General features: G+C 49.8%; 2 protein-coding genes. One reads left to right on the top strand and one right to left on the bottom strand.

Features of this window, described 5'->3' with window-relative positions:
* A partial coding sequence (locus IQ219_RS16125; RefSeq protein WP_194073278.1) for a Uma2 family endonuclease occupies window positions 1-472 on the bottom strand: 472 nt, incomplete at its 3' end.
* Window positions 473-698: 226 nt separating this feature from the next.
* On the opposite strand from IQ219_RS16125, the gene gltB reads away from it, so the two are divergent.
* The gene (gene gltB, locus IQ219_RS16130; protein ID WP_194073279.1) at window positions 699-5,351 is read left to right on the top strand and encodes a glutamate synthase large subunit; all 4,653 of its coding nucleotides are present in this window, start codon (window positions 699-701) and stop codon (window positions 5,349-5,351) included.
* The last annotated feature ends 394 nt before the right edge of the window (window positions 5,352-5,745 follow it).

A 5,745-nucleotide genomic window follows, 5' to 3' on the forward strand; every position in this document is an offset into this window, starting at 1 on the left:
AAAGGGGACTTGTCCAATGCTCCACTTCATCAATAACCGTTAACTTACCCTGCCACCGCTGCAAACCCACTAGTTCATTGTTATTGGGGTCGTAGACATAATATTCTTCCACACCGTAAAAATCATAAAAATCCCTCTTTTTATTCATCTCCTTGAGACGATTGCCGGGGGACAGTACCTCAAATACCACCTGGGGTGGTTGATTGTCTTCCTGCCATTGACGGTAGGAACCCCGATCGCCCTTGGGTCGGCCTAAAGCCACCAAAACATCGGGGGCAACCCGGATTTCTGGCTTACCCTCCACGGGATACCAGAGCAGATCCCCGGCCACAAAAACATCGGGATTATCCGCAAAAAGACATTCCAGATTTTCTTTTAATAGGACAATCCAACTAAACTGCTTGGTGTTGTCAGCCATGGGTTGTCCATCACTGTCGGGATAAACAATTTGCCGATCTAAGGCGGCGGTCATAGCGGTGGTCTCCAGCAGCTCGGGACTGACCTTTAGTTTAACTGATGATTTTTGATCATCATCTAGGGAGCGTTCTTCAACTCTGGAACAAACTACAACAGAACAAAATAGTTAAATTTGTTACCTTTTCCCCGGTAACAATCTGAAATTTCAGCAAAACTTAATAGATTCATTAAGGAAACCTCCCTCCTCTCCATAATGACCGCTACAATTCAAAAACCGGGGAATGCCCTGCCATAGAGGTCTTCGCCCCCTCATCCCAAACTTTTGTACGGTTACCAGTCCTATGAACAGTTCTCACCTCGCCCCCCAAGTCCAAGGTCTTTACGATCCACAAAATGAACATGATGCCTGTGGGGTGGGTTTTATTGTGCAGATGAAGGGCAAAGTTTCCCACGACATTGTGGAGCAGGGCCTACAAATGTTGGTTAATTTGGAGCACCGGGGAGCCTGTGGCTGTGAGCCAAACACGGGGGATGGGGCCGGTATTTTAATCCAAGTTCCCCACAAGTTTATCCAAAAAGTAGCTGGGGCTGAGGGGATTACTATTCCCGCTCCAGGGCAGTATGCAGTGGGCAATATTTACGGCTCCCCCGATCCGTTGGCCAGGGCCGAAGCTCGGCAAAAATTCAATGACATTGTCACCCAAGAGGGTTTGCAGGTTTTAGGCTGGCGAGACATTCCCACCCATAACGAGCCCCTGGGGGATACCGCCAAGGGCAGTGAACCTTTTATGCAACAGGTTTACATTGGTCGGCCGGAAGGCTTGACCGATGACTTGGATTTTGAGCGCAAACTATACGTCATTCGTAAGTTGACCCACGGGGCCATCCGATCACAAAAGATTGATAATCATTGGTATGTGGCTAGTTTATCGGCCCGAACTTTGGTTTATAAAGGCATGTTGACCACCGCCCAAGTGGGACAATATTACCCTGAACTCCATGACCCGGAGATGGAAAGTGCTCTGGCCCTGGTCCATTCCCGGTTTAGTACCAATACCTTTCCCAGTTGGGAGCGCTCCCACCCCTACCGCTACATTGCCCATAACGGCGAAATCAATACCATGCGGGGCAACGTCAATTGGATGCAAGCCCGTCAGGCCCTGTTTGAATCGTCCCTATTCGGGGAGGATATGGCTAAAGTTCAGCCGGTGATCAATATCGATGGCAGTGATTCCACCATTTTTGACAATGCGTTGGAACTGCTTTACCTGGCCGGCCGCTCCCTACCCCATGCGGTGATGATGATGATTCCGGAGCCTTGGAGTGCCCACGAGTCCATGAGCGTGGAGAAGAAAGCATTCTATAAATACCATTCCTGCTTAATGGAGCCTTGGGACGGCCCGGCCTCCATTGCCTTCACCAACGGCAAAATGATGGGGGCAGTGTTGGATCGTAATGGTCTGCGGCCTTCCCGTTACTACGTTACCAAGGATGATCTGGTGATTATGGCTTCGGAAGCAGGGGTATTGCCCATTGAACCGGAGCGGGTGGCCAAAAAAGGACGGCTACAACCAGGGCGGATGTTCTTGGTAGATATGGAGCAGGGGTGCATCATTGCCGACGAAGAAATTAAACAGAATATTGTCAGTCAGCATCCCTACGGTGAATGGTTGACGGCTAACCTAAAGTCCCTGGATCAGTTGCCTGTTCCCGGCAATGTCCCCGGCACCGATGCAGAAAGTTTGCGCCAGCGGCAAATGGCCTTTGGTTACACCTTTGAGGAGTTGCGTATTCTGATGGCTCCCATGGGTCGGGATGGGGTGGAGGCGATCGGTTCCATGGGGGCAGATACTCCCCTGGCGGTGCTGTCCGATAAACCCAAGTTGCTTTACAACTATTTCCAACAGTTATTTGCCCAGGTGACCAATCCCCCCATCGATTCCATTCGAGAAGAAATTATTACTTCGGCGGAAACCACCATTGGCGGTGAAGGTAATCTGCTCGACCCCCGGCCAGAAAGTTGTCGTTTGATTGAATTGAAAACGCCGATTCTGACTAACGAAGATTTGGCTAAGCTCAAGGCTCTCGATAACGATGAGTTTAAATCCGTTACCCTAGACATTCTGTTTGACCCCAACCAAGGGGAAACTGGCCTAAAAACTGCTTTAGATGACTTATTTACCAAAGCGGACCAGGCGATCGCCGGAGGGGTCAATTTAATTATTCTCAGTGACCGGGATGTGGCGGCAGAAAAAGCGGCAATTCCGGCTTTATTGGCGGTATCGGGGTTACATCACCATCTAATCCGTAATGGTTCCCGTACCAAAGTGGGGTTAGTGCTCGAATCTGGGGAACCGAGGGAAGTGCATCATTTTGCCGTACTGCTGGGCTACGGTTGTGGAGCCATTAATCCCTATTTAGCCTTTGAAACTTTAGACGGCATGATCGCCGAAGGTTTACTGGTTAATGTAGACCATAAAACTGCTTGCAAAAACTACATCAAAGCCGCCACCAAGGGGGTAATTAAAGTAGCTTCTAAAATTGGCATTTCCACCATCCAAAGTTACCGGGGCGCACAAATTTTTGAGGCCGTTGGCTTAAATCAGTCGGTCATTGACAAATATTTCTGTCGTACTTCTTCCCGTATTCAAGGATCAGATCTCGGGATAATTGCCCAGGAAGCGATTCTGCGGCACCAACACGCCTTTGCCCCCCGCCCCGGCGATCGCCATACCCTGGATGTGGGCGGTGAATACCAGTGGCGTAAGGATGGGGAAGAGCATTTATTTAGTCCCCAAACCATTCATTTGCTCCAACGGGCCGTGCGGGAAGGTAACTATGATCTTTATAAACAGTACGCCGCTTTAGTTAACGAACAAAACCAAAAGTTCTTTACCCTACGGGGCTTACTGGACTTCCAAGACCGGCAACCCATTCCCCTCGAAGAAGTGGAGCCGGTGGAAGCAATTATGAAACGCTTTAAAACCGGGGCCATGAGCTACGGTTCCATTTCCAAAGAAGCCCATGAATCCTTGGCGATCGCCATGAATCGCATTGGCGGTAAGTCCAACACTGGGGAAGGGGGGGAAGACCCAGAACGATTTACCTGGACCAATGACCAGGGGGATTCCAAAAACAGCGCCATTAAACAAGTGGCTTCCGGTCGCTTTGGGGTCACCAGTTTGTACCTCTCCCAAGCCAAGGAAATTCAAATCAAAATGGCCCAGGGGGCTAAGCCGGGGGAAGGGGGGCAACTACCAGGCAAAAAGGTCTATCCCTGGATCGCCAAAGTGCGCCACTCTACCCCTGGGGTTGGTTTAATTTCGCCGCCACCCCACCACGACATTTACTCCATTGAGGATCTGGCGGAGTTAATCCATGACCTGAAAAATGCCAACCGGGAAGCCCGCATTAACGTCAAGCTGGTGTCTGAAGTGGGAGTGGGAACCATTGCCGCTGGGGTAGCCAAGGCCCATGCCGATGTGGTCTTAGTTTCCGGTTACGACGGTGGCACCGGGGCCTCTCCCCAAACTTCCATCAAACATGCCGGTTTGCCCTGGGAATTGGGCCTAGCGGAAACCCATCAAACCTTGGTGTTAAATAATCTCCGCTCCCGCATTGTGGTGGAAACTGATGGGCAAATGAAAACTGGTCGGGACGTGGCGATCGCCGCCTTGTTGGGAGCAGAAGAGTTTGGTTTTTCCACTGCGCCGTTAGTATCCCTGGGGTGCATTATGATGCGGGCTTGTCATTTGAATACCTGTCCCGTGGGCATTGCCACCCAAAACCCAGAACTGCGGGCTAAATATACCGGCGACCCGGCCCATGCGGTGAATTTTATGACTTTCATTGCTACGGAACTACGGGAAATCATGGCGCAACTCGGTTTCCGCACTATTAACGAAATGGTAGGGCACACGGAAATCCTGGAGCCTAAAAAAGCGGTGGACCACTGGAAAGCTAAAGGCATCGACCTTTCTCCCCTACTGCATCAGCCTGACGTGGCCCCGGAAGTGGGACGTTATTGTCAAATTCCCCAGGACCACGGTCTCCAGCACTCCCTTGATATGACCCAACTGCTGGACCTCTGTCAACCGGCGATCGCCAAGGGCGAAAAAGTTAAAGCCACTTTACCCATTACCAACATCAACCGCGTGGTGGGCACCATTGTGGGCAACGAAGTCACCAAACGCCATTGGGAAGGCCTACCGGAAGATACGATCCATCTCCATTTCCAAGGCAGTGCGGGGCAGAGCTTCGGCGCTTTTGTACCCAAGGGTATGACTTTGGAACTGGAAGGGGATGCCAATGACTACGTCGGCAAAGGTCTCAGTGGTGGCAAAATTATTGTCTATCCTCCCCAGGGTTCCAGCTTTATTGCAGCGGAAAACATCATTGCAGGGAACGTCTGTCTCTACGGCGCAACGGGGGGCGAGGCCTACATTTCCGGCATGGTAGGAGAACGCTTCTGTGTCCGTAATTCCGGTGTCAATACGGTGGTGGAAGCGGTGGGCGATCACGGCTGTGAATATATGACTGGCGGGAAAGTGGTTGTCCTCGGTAAAACGGGACGAAACTTTGCGGCGGGCATGAGTGGTGGTGTGGCCTACATCTTCGATGAAACGGTTGATTTTGCCACCCGTTGTAACCAAGCTATGGTTGCTTTGGAAACTTTGGAAGATCCTGAAGAAATCAAGGATCTGCAAGAGTTAATTCAAAACCATGTTAACTACACCAATAGCGCCAAAGCTAAAGCTATCCTAGCAGATTGGGAAGTCAATATTGCCAAGTTTGTTAAGGTGATGCCCCGGGATTATAAACGGGTACTGCAAGCGATTAAAAATGCGCTTGAGGCTGGTTTGAGCGGCGATGATGCCCTGAATGCGGCGTTTGAGCAAAATGCTAAGGACGTGGCTCGCATTGGGGGTAGTTAGGTTATCGGGCATTGGTATTAGGAGGGATATAACGGCTAGTTAATCTCTCCTTTTCTAATCCTTAGCTACAATTTATGTGTGGGTTTCGTTGGAATTCAGAGAAGAACGAATGGCTCAAACAAAATCGTCAAGTTTCCTTTGAACAAATTGTTAAAGCTATTCAGGATGACGATGTTCTTGCGGATTTTGAAAATTCTAACAAGGACAGATACCCAAATCAGTATATGCTGATCGTCAAGATTGAGAACTACGTTTATTGTGTTCCTTATACCCCTCTTCCATCAATCTAGGCAGATGAATGGCAGAATATGTCCCATGAATTGACCAAATATCTTAATCGATCTAGCTCATTAACTTTATTAAAAAGCTTGGTCAACTCATCTAAAACATGGGT

The organism is Synechocystis sp. LEGE 06083, assembly GCF_015207725.1.
In the GTDB taxonomy this organism is placed as follows: Bacteria; Cyanobacteriota; Cyanobacteriia; order Cyanobacteriales; family Microcystaceae; genus Synechocystis; species Synechocystis salina.